Source organism: Cryobacterium sp. TMT1-3 (assembly GCF_004402315.1).
GTDB classification, from domain to species: Bacteria; Actinomycetota; Actinomycetes; order Actinomycetales; family Microbacteriaceae; genus Cryobacterium; species Cryobacterium luteum.
The window spans coordinates 58436-80021 of record NZ_SOFW01000039.1; the positions used below are offsets into that span (position 1 = coordinate 58436).

17 protein-coding genes and 1 pseudogene are annotated in these 21586 nt (G+C 65.8%); 10 read left to right on the forward strand and 8 right to left on the reverse strand.

The features are described 5' to 3' along the window. Positions 1-5: 5 nt before the first annotated feature. The gene (locus tag E3O25_RS13900) at positions 6-1463 is read right to left on the reverse strand and encodes a DASS family sodium-coupled anion symporter (RefSeq protein ID WP_134361423.1); all 1458 of its coding nucleotides are present in this window, start codon (positions 1461-1463) and stop codon (positions 6-8) included. A gap of 145 nt (positions 1464-1608) precedes the next feature. Here E3O25_RS13900 and E3O25_RS13905 point away from each other — a divergent pair, with 145 nt between their 5' ends. After that, positions 1609-2085, forward strand: coding sequence for a DoxX family membrane protein (locus E3O25_RS13905; RefSeq protein WP_092111328.1), 477 nt, complete (start codon positions 1609-1611; stop codon positions 2083-2085). On the opposite strand, the gene E3O25_RS13910 is transcribed toward E3O25_RS13905, so the two are convergent. The 5 genes from E3O25_RS13910 to E3O25_RS13930 form a co-directional block, all read right to left on the reverse strand. Further along, positions 2072-2689 carry a hypothetical protein gene (locus E3O25_RS13910; RefSeq protein WP_092111330.1) on the reverse strand — a complete coding sequence of 206 codons (618 nt, stop codon included), beginning with the start codon at positions 2687-2689 and terminating at the stop codon, positions 2072-2074. The two genes, E3O25_RS13905 and E3O25_RS13910, sit on opposite strands and share 14 nt — an antisense overlap. A 155-nt stretch (positions 2690-2844) precedes the next feature. Further along, the gene (locus tag E3O25_RS13915; protein WP_198410991.1) at positions 2845-3321 is read right to left on the reverse strand and encodes a DUF2231 domain-containing protein; all 477 of its coding nucleotides are present in this window, start codon (positions 3319-3321) and stop codon (positions 2845-2847) included. 174 nt (positions 3322-3495) lie between these two features. Continuing rightward, positions 3496-6906, reverse strand: a complete 3411-nt coding sequence (locus E3O25_RS13920) for an ATP-binding protein (protein ID WP_134361424.1) — start codon at positions 6904-6906, stop codon at positions 3496-3498. Then, positions 6903-7613: a DUF4194 domain-containing protein gene (locus tag E3O25_RS13925; RefSeq protein ID WP_092111336.1), complete on the reverse strand. Its 711-nt coding sequence runs from the start codon at positions 7611-7613 to the stop codon at positions 6903-6905. The genes E3O25_RS13920 and E3O25_RS13925 overlap by 4 nt, the downstream gene beginning before the upstream one ends. After that, positions 7606-9141 (reverse strand): DUF3375 family protein, encoded by a 1536-nt coding sequence (locus tag E3O25_RS13930; protein ID WP_166787687.1) that lies wholly within the window; start codon positions 9139-9141, stop codon positions 7606-7608. Before E3O25_RS13930 ends, E3O25_RS13925 begins: the two co-directional genes overlap by 8 nt. Positions 9142-9317: 176 nt before the next feature. Here E3O25_RS13930 and E3O25_RS13935 point away from each other — a divergent pair, with 176 nt between their 5' ends. From E3O25_RS13935 to E3O25_RS13975, 9 genes and pseudogenes are all read left to right on the forward strand, one after another. Then, the gene (locus tag E3O25_RS13935; protein ID WP_134361425.1) at positions 9318-10709 is read left to right on the forward strand and encodes an LLM class flavin-dependent oxidoreductase; all 1392 of its coding nucleotides are present in this window, start codon (positions 9318-9320) and stop codon (positions 10707-10709) included. 21 nt (positions 10710-10730) lie between these two features. Continuing rightward, positions 10731-11756 carry an ABC transporter substrate-binding protein gene (locus tag E3O25_RS13940; protein ID WP_134361426.1) on the forward strand — a complete coding sequence of 342 codons (1026 nt, stop codon included), beginning with the start codon at positions 10731-10733 and terminating at the stop codon, positions 11754-11756. A 3-nt stretch (positions 11757-11759) separates the two neighbouring features. Further along, entirely contained in the window at positions 11760-12647 is an 888-nt protein-coding gene (locus tag E3O25_RS13945) for an ABC transporter ATP-binding protein (protein WP_092111343.1), read from the forward strand. Then, a complete protein-coding gene (locus E3O25_RS13950; protein ID WP_134361427.1) occupies positions 12644-13525 on the forward strand; it encodes an ABC transporter permease in 882 nt (293 codons plus the stop codon). The genes E3O25_RS13945 and E3O25_RS13950 overlap by 4 nt, the downstream gene beginning before the upstream one ends. Before the next feature lie 54 nt (positions 13526-13579). Continuing rightward, positions 13580-13822: pseudogene (locus E3O25_RS13955) on the forward strand (TauD/TfdA dioxygenase family protein); the annotation flags it as partial. Positions 13823-14009: 187 nt separating this feature from the next. Further along, positions 14010-15443 carry an NtaA/DmoA family FMN-dependent monooxygenase gene (locus E3O25_RS13960; RefSeq protein WP_134361428.1) on the forward strand — a complete coding sequence of 478 codons (1434 nt, stop codon included), beginning with the start codon at positions 14010-14012 and terminating at the stop codon, positions 15441-15443. 8 nt (positions 15444-15451) lie between these two features. Further along, a complete protein-coding gene (locus E3O25_RS13965) occupies positions 15452-15982 on the forward strand; it encodes a flavin reductase family protein (protein ID WP_092111349.1) in 531 nt (176 codons plus the stop codon). Positions 15983-16070: 88 nt separating this feature from the next. After that, the gene (locus E3O25_RS13970; RefSeq protein WP_166787686.1) at positions 16071-16769 is read left to right on the forward strand and encodes a TetR/AcrR family transcriptional regulator; all 699 of its coding nucleotides are present in this window, start codon (positions 16071-16073) and stop codon (positions 16767-16769) included. Positions 16770-16828: 59 nt separating this feature from the next. Then, positions 16829-17686, forward strand: a complete 858-nt coding sequence (locus tag E3O25_RS13975) for a 3-hydroxyacyl-CoA dehydrogenase (protein ID WP_134361429.1) — start codon at positions 16829-16831, stop codon at positions 17684-17686. A 130-nt stretch (positions 17687-17816) separates the two neighbouring features. Here the strand turns inward: E3O25_RS13975 and E3O25_RS13980 are convergent, their stop codons facing one another. After that, entirely contained in the window at positions 17817-20045 is a 2229-nt protein-coding gene (locus E3O25_RS13980; protein ID WP_134361430.1) for a UvrD-helicase domain-containing protein, read from the reverse strand. A 388-nt stretch (positions 20046-20433) separates the two neighbouring features. Next, positions 20434-21426, reverse strand: coding sequence for a DMT family transporter (locus tag E3O25_RS13985; protein WP_134361431.1), 993 nt, complete (start codon positions 21424-21426; stop codon positions 20434-20436). Positions 21427-21586: the final 160 nt, after the last annotated feature.

The window sequence follows — 21586 nt, forward strand, 5'->3', positions numbered from 1 at the left end:
ACGTTTCACCAGAGCCCGAGCACCTTCATCCACAGGCTTGCCGAGACCGTCCAGATGGCGATCAGCACGACGCTCATGATGAACCCCACCCGGAACCACTCCGAGGTCTTGACGTAGCCGGAACCGTAGATGACTCCGGCCGGGCCCGAGGCGTAGTGCGTGATCGCTCCGAACAGGTTGCCGATGAAGCCGAGCGTCAGCGCGGCGAACATCGGCGGGGCGCCGGACGCGATGGCTGCGCCGAGGAAGATCGCGTACATCGCCACAATCTGCGCCGTGTTCGACGCGAAGAAGTAGTGCGCGTAGAAGTAGGCGAGGGTGAGAATAGCGAAGGCGAGCATCCACGGCATGCCTCCCACGGCGACGGCTACGGCGTCGCCGATCCAGCCGATGACGCCAAGCGCGTTGAGTTGGTCGGCCATGCCGACGAGCACGGAGAAGAAGATCAGCGTGCTCCAGGCTGAGACGTTCTCGGCCATGTCCTTCCAGGTCAGCACGCGGGTGACCAAGAGGATGCCGATGCCCACGAAAGCCGCGGCCGTCGCGCTGATGCCGAGCATACTCCCGAGCACCCAGAGCACGAGCAGCAGTACGAAGGTGCCGGTCATGACCAGCTCGCCGCGCGACATCCGTCCCATTTCGGCCAGTTCTTTACGAGCATAGGCGGGCGCTTCGGGCGTTTTGGTGATCGTCGGGCCGTAGACCTTGGACATCACCCAGGGCACGGCAACGAGGCTGAGCAGCCCGGGAACGAGGGCGGCAAGCGCCCAGTTGCCCCAGGTCACGTCGATGCCGAGATCGATCGCGGCCTGCTGGGCGATGGGGTTGCCGGCCATGGCGGTGATGAACATCGCCGAGGTGACGGCGTTGACCTGCACCGAGGTGAAGGCCAGATAGGAGCCGAGCTTGCGCCTCGAAGCGTCGGTGTCGGGCGTCGACCCCTGCTCGCGACTGAGCGAGGCGATGATCGGGTAGAGCACTCCCCCATTGCGGGCCGTGTTCGACGGCGTCGCCGGAGCGAGGACGAGGTCGGTCAGGGCCAGGCCGTAGCTCAGTCCGAGGCTGGAAGCGCCGAGCTTGGAAATGAACCACAGGGCGATGCGGCGGCCGAGGCCGGTGAGCAGAAATCCCTCAGCGATGAAGAAGGCGGCCACGATCAGCCAGATCGTGGGGTTGGAGAAACCCTTGAGCGCCTCGGTGGCCGGGTCCATGGTGCCTGTGATCATGGCCAGCGCCAGCCCGAGCAGCGCAACGGATGGCGTGGGCAGCGGCTGCAGGATCAGCCCCAAAATTGTGCCGACGAAGATCGCCAGCATGTGCATGCCGCGAGCGTCGACGCCGTCGGGCGGCGGCACCAGATAGATCGCGAGCGTGACGAGAAGGATCGCTGCGACCTTGACGATCACAGTGCGTCGGCCGGGCGCCTCCGTGGCGACCGATGTGACGGTTGATTCGGTAGTCATGATGTCTCCACGGTTGCTCGGCGCCTCCGACCAGTCGACCCGGCCGAAGCGGAACTCGTGGACGCGCGGGATCGTTCCCGCGTGACGTCACGCTTGCAATTTTAGCGTCATCGCCGCAAACCCGTCGACGACTACACTCGTTGCAATGACTCCTGATCAACTTTCCGAGGCAGCGACGAACGCACGTCGTTCTGTGCCGCGACTGCTGGGGCGGCTGGCCCTCGGGGGCTTCCTGCTGCTGGCCGGAATCAGCCATCTCACCTTCAATCGGGAGGCATTTCAGGCGCAGGTTCCCTCCTGGGTGCCCCTCGACTCGGACCTCGTCGTCGTACTCTCCGGAATCGCCGAAATCACCCTTGGACTCGCACTCGTCGCGCTGCAGCGGTGGCGGGTGGCTGTCGGCTGGACCGTGGCCGCATTCTTCGTGGCCATCTTTCCCGGCAACATCTCGCAATTCGTCTCGGCGACCGACTCGTTCGGGTTGAACTCGGATCTGTCTCGGGGCATCCGCCTCGCCTTTCAACCACTGCTCGTACTGTGGGCACTGTGGTCCACTGGTGCCTGGCGAGCCTGGCGCGGCAGCCGGCACCGTGAATCGGGTGCGACGCCTAGAGCGAAGTAGTGACGGGGCTTGAGCGCAACCACATGCCCGACGTGGGGTGAAACGGTAGCAGGACGTGCAGGAGGAGCCCGGACAGGGCGGTGAAGGCCATTGCTCCGATCGCGCCGAAATTCGTGGACTGTGCGTCGACGTCGCCCCCGGCCAGCGTCGTCAGCGTCCAGCCGAGCGCCCACAGCGCGGCCACGCCGATGGACCACAACCACCGTCGCCGGGCGCGGTGCGGTAGCGCGACAGCCTGAGCCGCACCGAGCACGAGTCCGGTGATCGCTCCCATCAGGGCCAGCTCGACCAACGTCGTGCGATAGTTGACGACGGTCGAGCCGAACAGCAGCCCGAGGCCCATGCCGATCCCGGTCAGGGGAATCCAGATCAGCGGATCGAGACGACGCCGACTGACCAGCACCTGTCCGACGCCGATGACGACCCCGCAGACCGCGCCGCCGATCAGCGCCGACACGGGATTGCTGACCCGCCCACCGACCGCCGTGCCCGCCAGGCCCGCTATCGGAAAAGCAAGGAACCCGATCAGCCAGAGCAGCCAGGTGGAGAGAAAGGTGGGGTTACGAAAGCTGGGATTACGGTGGAGGCGCCGCGTGCTGGTCACGATTCTGCTCCAGTCCCAAACGCCGGTCGGTGGGGTGCTCCGGTCGGCCAGAAGATCTGAAGTCCGACACACAGACATGGTACGCCCAGGCCAGTGCACCGCGACAGCTGGTAGGCACACCCGGCAACGACCCCGCAGCAGGGCCGGCGCCACCACTATTGGGCTGGAGTGCCCATGTCTTCGGACCACACTGCAGTCGCCCCGCTGTGACCGATCAGGATGGCCTGCACCATTGTGCCCGACGAAGCCCCAAGCGCCGCAACGGCGATGGCGATGGCAACCCACTGCGGCGCACGGGTCGTTGGTGCCTTCTTGAGGTTCCACCAGAACAGCACCGCGGCGATGAGGACCATTCCGATCACCCAGGGCAGCATTCCTTCGGCCAGGTCAGCGTGAGTTTCAATGAGGGCGCTCTCGGAAACCCGTTCTTCCAGGGCCTCCCCCGATTCGGTCGACAACGGCACGAGCACGAGCGCAGCCAGGGTCAGCCCGAGCGGCAGGAGCTTGGCCCAACGGCGAAAGCGCGGCCAGAATGCTGCCAAAAGCAGGATCAGCGCCGCGGTCGGAACCACGACCTCGGTCGCGTGCACGATAAGCGGATGCATGGGCAGACCGAAAAATGTGTCAAGCATGGTTATCTCCACAGGTAAGTCGTCTCGGCGCAGGTTCTTCAGATCAAACGTGCGTCTCTACGTCGATGCTAGAGACGGGGGTCTGCCATCGCTATGTAGGACAGCCTGCGCTAAGCGGAGGCGGCGTCCCCGCCAGGTGCGGATGTCGCGACCATCTACTCCTGCTAAGTACCGCTAAGCCGCGGCTTGCGGCGACGCCAACGGCGTGATGTAGGAGTAGCCGCTGGCGGTGTTCTTGGTGATCGACAGCACGAGCTGCATGTGTGGCTCGAGCGCGGTGACCTTGTCGAGGGGCGCGCCGACGATGAGCTGAAAGCCGAGCCCCTTCCACGCGGCGACGGCCCGGCCGGCGAACTCGGCGTCGGATTTCACGAAGCCCTCGTCGAGGAACACTGGGGCGAAGCGCGGCCGAGTGCGGCTTTCATCGCCGAGCTGAAAGCGCAGGGCTGCACCGACGACGAACGCCACGAGTTCCTGCGACTCGCCACCGCTCTTACCGCCGAGCGAGGAGTAGGTGCTGACTTCCACGCCCTCCGGCGTCACCCGCACCGCGGTGATCTCCACGTGAGCGCGCACGTCGAGCAGCAGCTCGCGCTGCGCGGTACTGGAACCGGTCAGGCCGTCGGGTCGACGGATCAGAATCATGAACTGCTGCAGCCGGGTGAACCGGTCTTCCGTTTCATCGTCGGTGAGCTGTTTCGTCGACCCCGAGGAGAGCGCCCTGAGCTCCTTGCGAAACGCGGTCGCGTCATCGCGGTGCAGGCGGCGCAGCGAAATTTGCAAGCGGTCGCGGGTCGCACCGAACGGAAGTGTTGCGAGGATTTCATTGATTGGCCGCAGGCGGTCTTCGATCTCCTCGATCGCCGTGTTGAACGCGCCGGTGAGCGGCACGAGGTCCTGCCCGCTCCACGTTTCCAGATGACGTTTCCATTCCTGACGCCGCTCCGACAAGCCGAGGGTGCGGATGGCATCGAGGATGTCGGTATAGCTCGTGACCGATTCAAGCGCGACGCCGATGTTCGGGTCGGGCCAGCGGGCCTGGTAGCTCTCGAAGATGCCGATCATGGTGGCTCGGTCGCGTGCGGCGAGGCCCCGATCCTGCGCCGATTGGGCGATGAGTCTTTCACGCAGGCGCTTCAGGCCGCCGGGAAAGCCGGCGAGATCGTTCTGGTCGGTGACGAGTGCGAACTGCTCACTGAGGTGTGCGGAATGCTCCTCGGACAGGGTCAGAGTCGCACCCCGTTCAATCTGCTCGAGCCGGTCGGTCACCGTGTCCTGCGCGTCGACAAGGGCGCCCTGCTCGTCACCCAGCGCCGCGCCGGTCTGCTCGGTCAGGTGCTTGAGCTTCTGGGCGGCGTCGAGTTCCAGCAGGAACCGGCCCTCTTCGTCACTGAGGGCTCGCAGGATGTCGCTGCCGGCCAGCATCCGCTCTTGTTCGGACTGCTTCGCGAGAATGCGTGCCGCGGCGGCTGCAACGTCGATTGATGACCAGTCGGTGTCGAGAATGTGCTGGTGAGCGGCTTGACGCCCCCGCAGCTCACCGAGTTGCTCGGCAATAGCGGATGCCCGCCCCGCGGCAGCGTCGGCCACCAGCGCCTGCGCACTCAACTCCGCCGCAATGTCGTCGAGTCGGGCGCGGCTGGAAAACCCAATGATCGATTTCTGGCCCGCGTTCGCACCGTGCGCGCCGCGGGAACCGTTGCGGGTCTGCCCGCTCGGGGTCACCCGTGCGCCGGACCAACCGGATTCAGCCGGGCCCCCCAGGTCGGACGGGCCGGGCACACACAGGGCGTCGAGGTTCGATGACCTGAGGCGCGCCTGCACCCAGCTGCTGAACGGCGAGTTTTTCACGTCGAGCTTGCCCGACACGTAGCGGGAGTCTCCGGCGCGGTGCTGGTGCGGCTGCAGCGCCACGCCCTCGAAGTGGATGCGCAGCGGCAGCTGCAGCGGATCGATCGCCGCGCTCAGCTGCGCGAGCCGGGTTTCATCGACGAGCAGCACCCGTACGACCGACGCCAGGGTCACCTCTGCGGCCTGCCGCCACTGCTCCTCGCCGGCGGCGAGGTCGATCAATTCGGCCAGGAACGGCAGTTCCTCGGGCGGAATTGCCGCGGCCTCGGCGATCATCAGCCGGGCGTTGTGCAGGGCGAACGGCACCAGGCTCTCCCGCCCGGTCAAAAACACCCGTTCCTGCTTGAGTGAGCGGATGCCCTCCTCCACCGGGTATAACTCACGTTGCAGCGCCGAGCGAGTCGCTTCCAGTGCCGTCTCGGCGGCCGTGAACCCGGTAGCAAACAGGTCAGCGCCCTGCTGGGCGGCTGCAAACGCCGCGGCGGAATCGATCGGCGCGGAATCGATCGACGCCGCCAGCGAACGCACCCGGGCATCGAAAGCAGTGCGCTCACGAGCCACCTGGTCGTGCTGCTCGCCCAGCTGCACGAGTTCGGCCTGCAGCCGTTCGAGCACGTCGCCGCCATTATCGCGCTGCTGCTGTTGCAGCTGGGCGACCCGGGTCTTCAGCGCCGTTTCGGTGTCGCGGGCCTTGGCCCTGGCGGTCTCGTTCTCACGGCGGGCGGCCCGGTTGGTGTCGGCGGCGTTCTCCAGCAGGGTGTGCTCGGCCATCAGCTGCCAGAGCACGAAGGGGGTGTTCCCTGGCCGGTGCACCCCGAACGTGTCGACCAGGTCGGCCTGGGCGGTCGCGGCCTCGTAGGACTGGTGGAGCTGGGGCAGGCGTTCGAGCACCTGGGCCTTCTGCGCCTCGGTGACCATGGCGCCGTAGGAACGTTCGAGATCTTCGAAGTGGTCGACCGCCTTGTCGGCGGCGGCGAAGGTCGCGGGCTCTTCGAGCACCATCGACTTGTACAGGCCGTCGACCGTTTTGACCTGCTGGCCGGCCTGGATGCGGGCGAGCAGGCGCAGGGCCTTACCGCCCTCGCCGTTCGCGCCGATGCCGAGCCGGGTGTACAGGGTCTGGGCGAACGCCGCGTAGGTGTCGAACACGTCGAGGCCGTCGAACCGGGACTTGAGTGCACGTTTATCGAACCGACTCTCGGCGCAGGAGGCGAGGTCGCGCAGGTCCAGGCTCCCGTCGGTCGTGGCCATTTTCATGGTGACGTCGGCGAATTTGTGGGTGCCGCGCGGCACGAAGTAGGCCCGCAGCACGGTGAATCGGCGTTCGTTGTCATCAATAAAGGTGAGAGCGACGGCTCCCCAGGTGGCTTCGTGCGCACCCCGCAGCACCTGGTCGGTCAGTTCACCCGTGCCGGCTTCCCGGTTGGTGTCGGTCTTTCCGCGCAGGTAGGTCATCAGGTTGCGCTGGTCGACGCTTCGGGCGCGCCCCGAGCCGGCATCGTTGGAGGCCCCGTTGAACGGAGTGTCGGAGGGCATCATGAGAGCGAGATAGGCGTCGAGCAGGCTGCTCTTGCCCGTGCCGGACGCACCGGAGACGAGGGTGGCCTGCCGGGCAAAGTCGATCTCATGGTGGCCGTGAAAACCGCCCCAGTTGACCAACTGCATCGATTCGGCCCGCCACTGGGTGGTGCCCTCGGTAGCGCCGTCGATGTAGAACAGCGGGGAATCGTTCATACCAGGGGCTCCAAAAGGGTTTCTTCGCGGTTTTCAGCGCTGTTTTCTTCGCGCAGCCAGTCGAGCAGCTCACCGAGGCGTTCCACCGACAAGAGCACCTCAATCACCGCCGAGATGCGAAACCGGTCCGGATCACTGGTTTTCAGCAGCACCCGCGCCTTGGCCAGGCTGTCGACCGCGGCCGCTGCCTTGCGGGCGTCTCCGGAAAGGTCGGTGGCGTACTCGGGGCGAAAGTGCGCGACGTTCTCGACCAGGTTGTCGCGGTCGACCAGCACGATCTCCTGGCCGTTGGCTCGTTCGCTGCGAAAACGCTGTCGCAGCAGCACGAGCAGAATGGTCTCTTCGCGGGTGTAGGCCACGTCGTGCAACAGTGTGGGAAACCGTTCGCCGCCCTCAGCGATGGCTTGTCGCTTGAACGCGACCTCGTAGTGCCGGTCGACGTGCAGGTCGAGAAAGACGTCGTTGAGGCGCGATTTGAGCAGGCTCTGCGACTTGAGCAGGGTCTGCCATTCGGCCGGCTGCAGGGCCGCCGAGATGTAGCGGTGCTTCAGCAGCAGCACGAGGGTGCGGCGTTGCTCCGCGCTGAGCCCGCCCTCGTCTCCCTCGAACAGGGACAGGCTCGCCGGTTCGCTGTCGATACCGGTGTACTCGACCACATCGCCGTCGGTCATGTCGTCAGTCATATTGCCGGTCAGGTCGTCATTCATGCTCGGAACCCAAATTCTGGGCGGCCAGGGCCGCCATGTCGTCGTTGGTCAGGGTGCGGCGCGGCAGGTCGAAAACCCGCACCGAGCCATCCGGTCGCACCGTTTCGAAGCTCTCAAGGCCGGGCTGAACGGCGGGCACGCCCAGCTGGGCGGCCAGTTGCAGCAGGCCGAGAATCTCGACCGGCCGGCGCAGGCTGGCGTCGAGCGCGTTGAACGCGCTGCCAACGGACGCGGCCTCCCCCGCCCCGGAAGCCGCCCCGGATCCCGCCGCGAACGCCGCCACCAGCGCGTCGCGCAGTTCTTCGAGCAGCGGCCCGCCCTGCTGACGCAGGTCGCCGAGGCTCGGCCCGGCCGGTGCAGCAGAGGACACATCGACCAGCGCCGGCGGACCCCGGTGAGCGACCGGGTCGTAGAAGCGCTCACGCAGATGCTCGACCTCGAGTCGGCCGGGCATGAGTTCGGCGGTGACCGTGGAGCGCGGGCCGGCGGTCAGCATCCAGGTGGCCAGTTCGCGGTTGATATCGCGCAGCACGTGTTCGAGCTCGCGGTCTTTCACCACGTCATGGTTGACGATGTGCTCGCGCAGGGTGGTGGTGAGCCCCTTGCGCTGGGTCAGCACGTCGTCGATGCCCTTGCGCAGCAGGGTCACGGTACTCATGAAGCTGCGGCGCTCGTTCAGGCTCAGTTCGAGGGCGAACGGGTGCAGCAGAATCGTCTCGAGGTCGGCTTTGAGCCCCTGTATGAGGGTGTCGTTGCGCAGCAGCGTGAACGCGCCCTCGAAGGCGCGACCCTCAGCGGTCGACGACATGAGGGCATCCGTTTTGGCGAGGTAGTCGTCGAGGACCTCGCTGATCGGGCGTTGCTCACCGCGAAAGTCGTTGATGATTTGTCGGTGCATGGCCGCGACCGACTCTTCGACGCGTTTGAAGTCGCTCGGCAGCTGCGCGATGAGGTCGATGAGGTTGGCGTAGCCCTCGTGCATCTGTTCGTTCGAGGCGGCCGCAATCAAGCCTCCGTCGGCGAGGCGGTCACGTTCGCTGGTCAGTTCATCGATCTGCTGGTCGAGGCGGCGCACCCGCTCCTCGCGATCGGGGTTGGCCTCGGTGGCGCGGTGCCGCACCGTGTCGACGATCGTGGCGAGGCGGGATTCGCTGATCAGCGCCCGATCGCCGGCGAGACCGTCGACCAGCAGCAGGGCTTCGAGGGCGTGGCTGGTGAGTGAGTAGTGCTCGTCACTTCCCTCATCGCCGTCGCGGAGCTCGCGGTACAGCCAGAGGTCGTTCATCCACTGCACGCAGAGGGCCCGGCCGGTTTTCTCGGGGGCGTCGATGCCGGTGCTGCGGAGGTCGGCGAGGTAGGCATCCACCTGGGTGTGCAGCAACTCGCAGGGAACGCTGCGGCGATCACGGCTGAACGAACTCTTGAACACCGCGAGCACGAACGGCGCCCATTTGCGGTCGAGCAGGCGCAGGGTGGGTTTGTCGAAGGCTTCGCGCACCCGCGCCAATTCGCCCGCAATATCACTCAATAGCTGGTTCCTCTCCAGCTCTCCACTTTAACCGACTGGCCGGGTGCCCCCGTACGGTGGCCAACCCAAATACGTCGGGCCGCCAATGTGCAACTTTGTGTCGCAGAATTTCTTTGGGTGAACAAGAAAGCGGCGAGCGGGCGACCCGAGCGAGACGCCTGCGGCAGAGTTTCGCCATGACTACTCCAGCAGAGGCCAACCAGAACCCGACCCGCCAGCACGCCACTCGTCAACTGCATCTAAACGCGTTCCTCATGAGCACAGGCCACCACGAGGCATCCTGGCGGCTGCCGGAAAGCAACGGCCTGGCCGGCACTGACGTCGCGCACTTTCAACGTCTCGCACGAATCGCCGAAGCTGGCCGGTTCGATTCGATCTTCTTCGCCGACTCCCCGGTGTTGGGGGGCGACGTGGGGCGCCGTCCCTCCGCCACGCTCGAACCCACCGTGCTGCTGACCGCGATCGCCGCAGTCACCGAGCACATCGGCCTGATCGCCACGGCGAGCACCACGTACAACGACCCGTACAATCTGGCCCGCCGGTTCGCCTCGATCGACCATGTGAGCGGTGGCAGAGCCGGATGGAACGTGGTGACCACAGCCGGTGACGAGGCGGCGAAGAACTTCTCGCAGCCCGGCCAACTCGCCCATTTCAGCCGGTACGAGCGGGCGTCGGAGTTTCTCGACGTGGCGCAGAAACTTTGGGACAGCTGGGACGACGACGCCACCGTCGTCGACAAGGCTTCGGGCGTTTGGGCCGACCACGAAAGGGTGCACGCCATCAACCACGAGGGTGAACATTTCCAGGTGCAGGGCGCGCTCACCGTGCCACGGTCGCCGCAGGGCCATCCGCTCATCGTGCAGGCGGGTTCCTCGGAAGACGGTAAGAATTTCGCCGCCGAGCATGCCGAAGCCGTGTTCGTCGCCCACCAAACGCTCCAAGAGGCGCAGGCGTTCTACGCCGACCTCAAACAGCGCACGAGAGACCTCGGCCGCGACCCGGAGAGCATCAAGATTCTGCCCGGCATCGTGCCGATCATTGCAGCCACCGAAGCGGAGGCTCGCCTGCTCGAGCAGCAGCTTGAAGATCTGATCCAGCCGGAATTCGCCCGCCAGCGGCTGGCGAGCCTGCTCGGTCGTTCGCCCGCGTCGCTCCCGCTCGATGAGCAGCTGCCGGCTGATCTGCCCCACGAAGACGCCATCGAGGGGGCGAAGAGTCGCTACATCCTCGTCGTTGAACTGGCGCGCCGGGAACACCTCACCGTGCGCCAGCTAATCGGCCGGCTCGGCGGCGGCCGCGGACACCTCGTGGCGGTCGGAACGGCAACGCAGATCGCCGACACGATCCAGACCTGGTTTGAATCGAAAGCGGCCGACGGCTTCAACATCATGCCCGCCGTGCTGCCGTCCGGGTTGCAAACCTTCGTCGAACAGGTCCTACCGATTCTGCGTGCGCGCGGCCTGTTCCGCACCGAGTACGCCGGCAGCACCCTGCGTGAACACTATGGACTCCCCCGCCCGCAGAGCCGCTTCGCCGTCGAGCGCTCGCTGCTCGGCGCATCCGCCTGACCCGCCAGAAAAGGACTGATCATGAATCGAAAACCCCTTACCACCCTCGGCACCGCCATCCTCGTCGCCCTGGCTGCGCCGCTTTTCACCAGCGGATGCTCCGGCTCCGCCGCCGCCGACACCGAGATCACCACCATCCGCTACCAGGGCGCGCCCAACACCGTGAGCCTGATCGAGTTGGCCGGGGAACTCGGCTACCTCGGCGACCTCGATCTCGACTGGGTGAGCAACACCACGAGCGGGCCGCAGAGCATCCAGTCGGTCGCCACCGACGAGACCGACATCGGCGGTGCCTTCTCCGGCGCCGTCGTGAACCTGATCGAAGCCGGCGCCCTGGTCACGGCGGTCATCAACTATTACGGCGAAGACGAGAAGACCTTTACCGGCTACTACGTGCTCGAGGACAGCCCGATCCACACGGCACGCGACCTGATCGGCAAGAAAATCGGCGTGAACACGCTCGGAGCCCACCACGAAGCCGTGATCAGGACCTACCTGCAGGCCAGCGGCCTCAGCCCGAACGAGATCGCCCAGGTGGAACTCGTCGTCGTCCCGCCCAACGACACCGAACTGGCCGTGCGCCGAGGTCAGCTCGACGTCGGAACCCTCGGCGGGGTCTTGCAGGACAACGCACTCGCCGTCGGCGGCGTGCGTGCGCTGTTCACCGACATCGGAGTGGTGGGCGGTGCCTTCGACGCCGGCCAGTACGTGCTGCGCAACGATTTCATCGACGCGAACCCCGCTACCTCGAAGAAGCTCGTCACCGGCATCGCCCAGGCGATCGAGTGGCAACGCAAAACTCCCGTCGACGAGGTGATCGCCACCTTCACGAAGATCATCGACGAACGCGGCCGCAACGAGAACACATCGACACTCAAGTATTGGAAGAGCGTAGGGATCGCCCGCACCGGCGGCGAAATCACCAACCAAGACTTCACCCGGTGGGCCGGCTGGCTCAAGGAATCGGGTGCCGTCACCACCAGGCTCACCCCGAGCGACTATTACACCAACGAGTTAAACGGTCTGCTCGATGCTGGACAGGAGTAGACCATGAGTCCCAAAATCAGCCTGCGGGGTGTGAGCAAGGAGTTTCGCATCCGCCCGTCGAAGGACCAGCCGCAGGGCGCCGTGCTTACCGCCCTCGACAATGTCAGCCTCGACGTTTCCGCAGGGGAGTTCCTCACGCTGGTGGGACCGAGCGGCTCCGGCAAGACCACCCTTCTCGACATTCTCGCCGGCCTGTCCCGACCGTCGTCCGGCAGCGTGTTCGTCGACGGCGCCCCGATCACCGGCTCTGGCCGCGACCGTGCCGTCGTGTTCCAGCAGTACGCTCTGTTCCCCTGGCGCACCGCAGCGGCCAACGTGACTTTCGGGCTCGAGGGGCATCGGCCGGGCGTACCTCGGCTCTCGAAGCGGCAACGCGTCGACAAGGCAAGCGAGTACCTCGACCTCGTGGGACTCACCGGTTTCGAAGACCGCTACCCGCACGAGCTCTCCGGCGGCATGAAGCAGCGCGTCGCCATTGCCCGCAGCCTCGCCTACGAACCCGACATCCTGCTCATGGATGAACCTTTCGCCGCGCTCGACGCCCAGACCCGGGAGCAGCTGCAGGGCGAGCTGCTGCGCATCTGGAAGGCCACCGGCAAGACAATCGTCTTCATCACGCACGGCATCGAAGAGGCCGTGTACCTGGGCCAGCGGGTCGCGGTGCTCAGCGCACGCCCCGGTCGGCTCAAACAGATCGTCGACATCGACCTCGGCGAGCGCAGCACCACCGAGGATGTGCGATCGAGCCCGGCCTTCGTCGCCCATCGCCATGAGATCTGGTCGCTGCTGCACGATGAAACTCGCGCAGCCCAGGATGCCGGCCACCACAAGATCCTGCCCGACGGTACGGCACCCGACGAGCAGAGCCAGCAGAAGGTAGCAGCCCGATGACCGCGACACTGGTTCGCGAGCGCCCTACCAACGTGACGGATGCTGCGGGCACACGCCCGCTGCCCCCGGGCGACGTACGTCCGACCAGTGCGGCCCTGCTCACGTTTACGCGGCGTGCCCTGTGGAAGTCGGGGGCGATCGGGCTCTTCCTGCTGTTGTGGGAATTCGGGCCGATCTACCTCGCCGACGAGACCACCCGGGTGTTCATGCCGCCGCTGCACGAGGTACTGGCCGCCGGGGCCAGCCTTCTCGCCAACGGGCAGCTGCAGGAACACTTGGCTGCGAGCCTCACCCGGTCCATCACCGGGTTTACTGTGGCCGTGGCGTCGGCGATTTCGCTCGGCCTGCTCGTGGCCTGGTACCGCGCTCTCGACAGTTTTCTCACCCCGCTGCTCGAGCTGTTTCGCAACACGGCCGCGCTTGCGCTGCTGCCGGTGTTCATTCTGCTGCTCGGCATTGGCGAACTGTCGAAGATCAGCATCGTGGCCTTCGCAGCGTTCTTCCCGGTGCTTCTCAACACCATCGCCGGGGTGCGCACGGTCGACCCGCTGCTCATTCGCGCGGCGCGGTCGCTCGGGCTTTCGAACTTTCGGCTGTTCCAGAAGGTGATCCTCCCCTCGGCAGTGCCCACAATCTTTACGGGCATTCGCATGGCCGGAACCTCCTCCATTCTCGTGCTGATCGCCGCCGAGATGGTGGGAGCGAAGGCTGGGCTCGGGTATCTGATCGTGAATGCGCAGAGCAGCTTTCTCATTCCCGACATGTATGCCGGCATCCTCACGGTGTCGCTGCTCGGCCTCACGGTGAACTTTCTGCTGGTCGGCCTTGAACAGCACTTCTCCCGCTGGCGCACCGCCGTCGGCGCCCAGTCCCTCTGAACCAACCTGCCCCCGGTACTACCAATGTAAGGAGATCCCATGCCCGTCATCACCGAAACCCTCTGGGCGGTGCACTCCAACGACTATGACTACTCGGTGCCGAAGAACCTCGAGCACGACAATACCGAGGTGCGCCGTGCGGAGTTCACCCGGGTGAAGTACGAGTCGGCACACCCCGTGGTGCGCGTGCACCCGCTGACCGGCGAACGCGGTCTGTTCATCGGCGGTTTCGCGCAGCGACTGCAGATCGTTGGGCTCTCCACTACGGAGTCCCGCAACTTTCTGCGACTGCTGCAGGGTGATTCGTCACAGTACTCGGAGACCGTGGCGCTCGCTGCCTGACGTTCAGGACCGGTCGGTGGCGCGTAGGGTAATTCACCCCCTGCGCGCCACTTTTTTCGGCACCTTTACGCTGTGCGTCGGTGAGCGTCGCGGTAAGTCTCCCGACCCGGCCGCATTCGGGCGCTCGGCCTAGCTTTCAGTCATGACGAATCACACCCTGCCCCACCGGTTTGAGCACGATGGCACTATCGTTCTCGGAGCGATGGTGCGCACCCTGGGTGCCTTCCCCTCCGGCTGGCGATATCCCGGCGCGCATCGCGACCCGGCGGCCGATCCGAAGGCGCTCAAACGCGTCGGCCGAGCCGCCGAGAAGGCGGGCCTCGACTACATCTTTCTCGGCGACTGGCTGTCGACCGACACGGACCTTGAATTCTCCGATCCGCACCTTCTGTCGCGGGTCGACCCGATGAGTACCGCCGCGTTTCTGGCGGCCTTCACCCACCACATCGGCATTATCGGCACCGTCAGTACCGTGCACTCCGAGCCCTACGCCGTGGCCAGGGCGGCCGCCTCGATCGATCGCCTGAGTGGGGGCAGGTTTGCGCTGAACCTCACCCTGACGACCGATCCGCGCGGCGAGGCCAATTTCGGCCGGGCCGGAGTCACTCCGGAGTTCGACCGCTTCGATGTGGCCAAGGAGTTCGTGGCGGTGCTGCGTGGCCTGTGGGACACCTGGGACACCTGGGACGACGATGCCTTCACCCGGGACGCGTCGGGCGGATCACTCATCAACCGTGAGCTTATTTCCAGCCTCAACCACATTGGGCAGTCCTATGCGGTCGCCGGCCCGCTCAATGTGCAGCGGCCCGTTCAGGGGCACGTGCCGATCATGCATTCGGGAACCTCACATCGAGCCCAGGAATTTGCCGCCGAGTTCGCCGATATCTACCTCGTGGCACCGGCCGACCAGGCAGAAGCCGTTCGCCTCTATGACACGACGAAGCGTCGGGCCGTGTCTTTCGGGCGACGCGCAGCCGATCTCACGATTATCGCGCCGATCCTGCCGATCATCGGGGTCACCCGCACCGCCGCGCACGCGGTCTATGACCGTCTGGTTGAGCTCTTCCAGGTGCACGACGGCAGCGCCACGGCCGAGAAACTCGACCTTCCGGCCAATCGCAACGTTCAGACGCTGCTGCGCATCGTCGGTCTGCCGCTCACGATGCGCAGCTTCGACGAGAGTGTCAGCGCGAGCACGGCTGCACGTTTCAATAGGCTCGGCGACAGGCTGATCAACCTTGTGACCGAGCGCTCCGGCCGCACTGTTGGGGGCACTCGACCGGTGACCTACCGACATTTGCTCGTGGCCCACCTCATTCGCTCGCCGATCATTGTGGGCGACGCCGTCGACATCGCCGACTACATCGAATGCTGGTATCGCGCCGGAGCCGTCGACGGGTTCAGCGTGCTCAGCGCCTTTCTGCACGAGCAGTTCGAGTTGTTCGCGAGTCTCGTGGTGCCAGAGTTGCGCCGCCGCGGCCTCGTGCGGGAGGCGTACACGACAACGACGCTCCGCGGCCATCTCGGCTCGAGCGTTCCGGCCCGGCGCGTGCCCTCCGACCACCTCATCGCCTAAGGAAGCCCATGGTTACCCAGACCCTCATGCCCGCTGACGCGAACGAAACCGTTGAGCAGTCATTCATTCGCGCGTTTCGCAGCCACCCGGGAGGCGTCGTCGTCATCACCGCTGTCAGTCCCGACGGCGCTCCGGCGGGGTTTACCGCTACCTCGCTCGTGTCGCTCTCGGCCTATCCCCCGAGAGCGACTTTCAATATCGTGAAGTCGGCGTCGAGCTGGCCGGCGGTCACCGACGGCGCACTGCTCGCCGTTCATTTTCTGGCCGAGTCCTCGTCGGAACTGGCCCAGCGCTTCGCCGGACCGGCCGCCAACCGGTTCACCGGTGATCACTGGTACAGCAACGATCTCGGACTGCCAATTCTGCGCGATGCCATCGGGGTGCTGGTCACCCGGGTGAGCACGGTCGTGCCAATCGACCTGAATGCGGTCGTGGTGCTCGACATTCAGCAGGGTCGGTTCAGCGACAACTACCCGCCCCTGCTCTACCACAACCGGCACTTCGGCACCGTCGCGGTGCAGCCGGAAGACGTCATCTGACGCCTCGTTAACGGAGTACACTCAGAAATGCCTTGACTCCGTTATCGAGTCGGGCGCCAGATCGACAGCGAAATCGGGTGAGCAGCGGATGCGATCGGATCGACATATAGACGCCTCACCCAGCGCAGGCACGCCGGGCACGACGGGCCGCCGCGAACGCAACAAGGAAGCCAAACAGGCCCGCATCTTTGCGGCCGCCGCCGAACTGTTCGCCGAACACGGCTTCGCCGCCGTGACGACACAGCAGATCGCCGAACGGGCCGATGTGGCCAACGGCACCCTGTTTCGCTACGCGTCGACCAAGTCCGAGCTGCTCCTGATGGTCTGCAACGACGATTTTCGCCGCAACCTCGATCGCGGTCTGGTGAACGTTTCTGCTGATGAATCGGGCGCCACCGAACCGGCGCGGCGCATCCTGACGCTGCTCACCCCCCTGATCGTGGCCGGGCGGCGCAGCGACGCCAACACCGCCGCCTATCAACGCGAGATTCTGTTCGGAGAACCGAGCGAGCGCTATCGCACCGAGGCCCTCGTTCTTGTGGCTGAGTTGCAGAGCGCGATCGCCGGCATCCTCGCGGATGCCCCTGCCCAAACCCCGCTCGCAGCCAGCGCGCCTCCAACCGTGAACGACCCCACGTTCGCCGCCCGCGCCGTGTCCAACGTGCTGCACCTCGAGCTCGCTCGGGCCGCCCTGTCGGGAACGCCTCTCCCCGCCTTTCTCGCCGCTCTGACCAGCCAGATTGACCTCATCACTCGGGGATACCTCGCACCGCGCCCGCCGGGATAGCTCTCGATGCGCCCCCACCGGCTCCGCACGATAATCAGCACCACGATAAGGGACGAACCATGACCAAATTGACCAACATCACCGTTCTCGGAACCGGCGTTCTCGGCTCCCAGATCGCCTACCAGACCGCGTTCCACGGCTTCAAAGTGGTCGCCTACGACATCACCGACGCCGTGCTCGAAACAGCGAGGGCGCGTTTTCGCACCCTCGCCGACACCTATACGTCCGACGTTGCCGGTGGCGCTGACGGGCGCGCCGAGCAGGCCCTCGACAACATCACCTATTCCAGCGACCTCGCCGCAGCCGTACACGACGCCGATCTGGTCATCGAGGCCATTCCCGAGAACCTCGCAATCAAGGAAGACACCTACACCCGTCTCGGCGCCCTCGCCCCGGCGAAAACGATCTTCGCGACGAACTCGTCGACGCTGCTGCCGAGCGACCTCATGGGGTTCACCGGCCGCCCCGACCGCTTTCTCGCACTGCACTTCGCCAACCACGTCTGGGTGCATAACACCGCCGAGGTCATGGGCACGGCGCTGACCGATCCGGATGTCTACGCCACCGTCGCCGAGTTCGCCGGAGATATCGGAATGGTTCCGATCGAGATTAAGAAGGAGAAGGCCGGATACCTGCTGAACAGCCTGCTCATTCCACTGCTCGACGCGGCCGCCGACCTGCTCGTGGACGGCATCGCCGAACCCGAGATGATCGACAAGACCTGGCGCATCGGCACCGGCGCCCCGGCCGGACCGTTCCAAATCTTCGATATCGTCGGGCTCACCACCGCTTACAACATCTCGTCAACGGCCGGTCCCAAGCAGCAGCTATTCGCCGCGTACCTCAAGAAGAACTACATCGACCAGGGCAAGCTGGGCATCAGCACCGGCGAAGGTTTCTACCGCTACGCGAATTAGCCCGGGTGCGCCGGTGACCGTTTGAACGTGCGGAGCTTTCGCCCTGCACGGGGGCGAGCTTCCGGCGGTGACCGGCGCTGTCCGATGGTGCGGGTGAGCGGTGGCCTATTCTCCGCGGTTTCGTACCTGGTCAGTTCGATGCGTGGCCGAGCGGGGCGTCGCCGACCAGGTACAACCGCTGCGTGGCCCGGGTCATCGCAACGTAGAGGGCTCCGGCCCCGCGCTCAGAGGCCGCGAGGATGGCCGCTGGGTCGACGACGACCGCGTCGAACTCGAGTCCCTTGGCGTCCTGCGGAGTGAGCAGCGCAATCTCCCGGCTCAGGCCGAGCGCCCCGACACCGAGCAGGTCGCCGAACTCAGCCCGCAGCGTCGTTTCAAGGGCGTCGAGCGCGGCGTCGACGACGATCACGGCGAGGGTGCCACCGACACCCAAGGCGCGGTCGCGGCGCACCGCGGTTGCGGCATCCGCTACCGTGTCGACCGGCCACTCACTCGAGCGCACCGTTCGCGACCGGGTGATTTGCAGGCGATGCGACAGTGCCACCGTCTCGGCCGCCGTGGCGATCTGGCTCGGAGTTCGATAGTTCACGGTGAGTTCTTCGAGCCGCCAGCGGTCGGCCTCCGGCGAACCGTCGAGCACGGGCTGTAACGCTTCCTTCCAGCTGGCGGATGCCGCAGCGCTCGCCGCCTGCGCAATGTCACCGACGATCGTGAACGACCGACGTGGTCCGCGCCGCAGCACCAGCCGCCACTGCATGGGCGAGAGTTCCTGGGCTTCGTCGATGACGACGTGGCCGTAGGTCCAGCTGCGATCCCGCGCGGCACGCTCACTGGTCGTGGCCCGCTCATCGAGTTCGGCGAAGCTGGCGGCGAGCTCCTTCGCGTTGACGAGGCCCTTCACCTGCATGTTCTCGATGGCCGTCTCGGCGTTCTCCACATCGCGCCCCCGCTGTTCTTTGAGCGCGCGCTTCTTGGCCTGATCGACCGCGTTGTACTCACCGAGCAGCTCGGCCGCTTCGTCAAGCAGCGGAATGTCAGCGATCGTGAACTCCGCGTCGCGCGGGCGGGCCAGCAGCTTGCGTTGGGCATACCGCCAGCGCGGAGTCAGCTCGGCCAGCCAGTGCGGCCGGGCGTAAAGGTCTTGCACCAGTTTCTGCGGGGTCAGCGGCAGCCAGGCGGTGTTGAGCGCCACCCGCACATCATCGGCCAGGCGCAGATCCTCGCGCAGCATGGGTAGGTCGGTGTCGTCCATCGACCGGCCCTGCTTCTGCAGCTGTTCGAGCCAGACCCGGGACAGCGCGTTGATGGCGGTCTTCACGAATGTGACCCTGGCCTCGTTATGGGTCTTGCCGGTGCCGCGAGCGCGCGCGATCGCGTGCGCCACGAGTTCCGGCTGCAGCACGATGCGGTCGCCGTTCACCACGAGTACCTGCGGGGCCGAGGGGGTGCGCTGCCGGGAATGCACCGCTCGGGCGATGAGGTCGGCCATGAAGGCCTGGCCTTTGAGGGCCGCAACGGCCGGGGCGTCCTCTCTGGTCGCTTCAACGCCGGGAAAGAGCTGCCCGACCGAGGCGAGAACCACGCCGGTCTCACCGAGCGAGGGCAGCACGGCCTCTATGTACTGCAGAAACGAACGCGACGGGCCGATGATGAGCACGCCACTGTCCCGCAGGCGATCCCGGTGCGTGTAGAGCAGGTAGGCAGCGCGGTGCAGTGCCACTGCGGTTTTTCCCGTGCCCGGACCGCCCTGCACGACCAGAACACCGGCCAGCTCCGAGCGGATGATGCGGTCCTGCTCGGCCTGGATGGTCGAGACGATATCGGACATGTGCCCGGTGCGCTGCGCGGTGAGCGCTGCGAGCAGGGCGCCCTCGCCCTGGTGAGTCGTGGCCGACGGATCGGCGAGCAGGGCCGCGTCGAGAATTTCGTCTTCGATGCGGATGATGCTTCGCCCCTTGGACAGCAGGTGCCGGCGGGCTCTGGCGCCGAGCGGCGTGGCGGCGGTGGCCTGGTAGAAGGCACTCGCTTGCGGCACCCGCCAGTCCAGCAACAGCGGCTTGTGGTCTTCGTCGCGCAGGCCGACCCGGCCGATATAGCGGTAGACCGAATCCCCCGAACCGTCGGGCACAGTCTCCAGCCGGCCGAAGGCCAACCGGTCGTCCACCTCGCGCAGCTGCACGATGCGGTCCTCATAGAGCCGGGCGAAGGTGTCGCGTTCGCTGCGAGACTGGTGGTTGCCGCCGACGTCGAGGCGGCGCACCTCTTTCAGCTGTCCCTCGGCCTCTTTCTGCAGCGCGTCCAGCCGCGCATACAGCGCCCGGACATAGTCCTGTTCCCGCACAAGCTCCTGGTCGATCACGCACGCACCCCTTAAACCGAAGCCCCTAGTTTACTCGCCGACGGCATCGGCCTTGCTGTGTATTAAGCCGCTCGGGTATGCCAGCCGGCACGCGTCGTTCCGGCGGTCGCCGTGGCAACGCGGGCAAGCATTCCTTATCCAAGAACTCGATGCGAGCTGGACGCCTCAGGTCACGGCCCTGGAAGCTCTGAACTACGCCGACTACCCCTACACGCCAGCGACAGAAGTGCCGCACCACGACGAGTCTGACGTGCGCGAACTCTGGCAGTCCGGCTGCCGTTTCCGCCAATTCTGCGCTCGAGCGCAATCTGGACTGTGGGAGTGATTTCTCGTGGCGACGTTGGTGACTACGCTGTGTCGCAGTGCGCTCCTGTCGAGTGCTCTGCTCTTATTGGTCGCGTTCAGAAGGGCTGGCGGCCACGTCCGCGTGTGCGGGCAAGCCCGAACCGGCCGGACTCGACTCGGTTGAGGGAGCTGTGACCGCGGCGATGGCGACGCCGACGAGCGCGACTGCGCCGCCGAGTGCGGTGATCGCGTTGAATAATTCGCCAAGTAAAAGGGCGAAGAGGTAACCGAGTGCCGGAATTGCTGCGGTGAGCACGCCGGTGACCGCGGCGGGAAGGCGTTCGGCGCCGTAGTTAAAGAGAACGAGAGTCGGCGCGGTGATTACGACACCGAGGACCAGCAGCCCCCCGAGGCCTCCCCATCCGCTCGGGACGGCGGCCGCGCCGGCCGCCGTCTCTGCGACGAGCCAGGGGACCATAATCGCCGTACCCCACACGGCGGTCGCCGTCGCCAGCACGAGTGGATCAACGGCCCCGGCCGGCTGTCGACCCACGGCGGCCCGTTGTTGGGGCTCGGCGGGTGCACCCTTGCGGAGGAGCACTGTATAGAGTGCGTAGCTGGCCAGACCGGTGAGGCAGAGCAGCACACCGATGTCCAAAGTGAGGCCAGCACCCGCCACGATAACGACGCCGGCTGTCGCGAGCGCTAGTCCGACGATCGTGCGGGGAGCCACGCGCTCCTTCAGGATGAATAGACCGAGCAGGGCGGTCAGCGCGGGCAGCGCCGCGTTGCTGAGAGCGGCCGTGCCGGGCGTAGTGAACTCAAGACCGATGTTGGTCAGCGAGTAATATATCGAAACTCCGAGGAGCCCCAGCAGAATGGTGCGCGGGTCTCGGAGGGTACGCGCGAACAGTGGCCGGCGTGCGGCAAGGGGCACAAGGACGATCAGCCCGATCCCGAACCGGCCGACCGAGAGCACGGCTGGCGACGCCGTTTTCAATACCTCGCCGCTGATTCCGAAGCTCGTCGACCACAGCAACACGGCGATTCCGACGGCCACCAAAGGAAGGCGTCGATGAAGTGCGGTTTTGACCATGCTCGCAGTCTATTTCCGGACCAACGCCTACCCTGGTGCACGCTCGTCGCTGCGAACCTCAGTGGATCAAAGACGTCAACGGCAGTGACTCCGGTCGAGTGCCCAAGCTCGGAACGAGCATCACCCGAGACAGCCCCGTCCCGGTGCTCAGTTCTCGTAG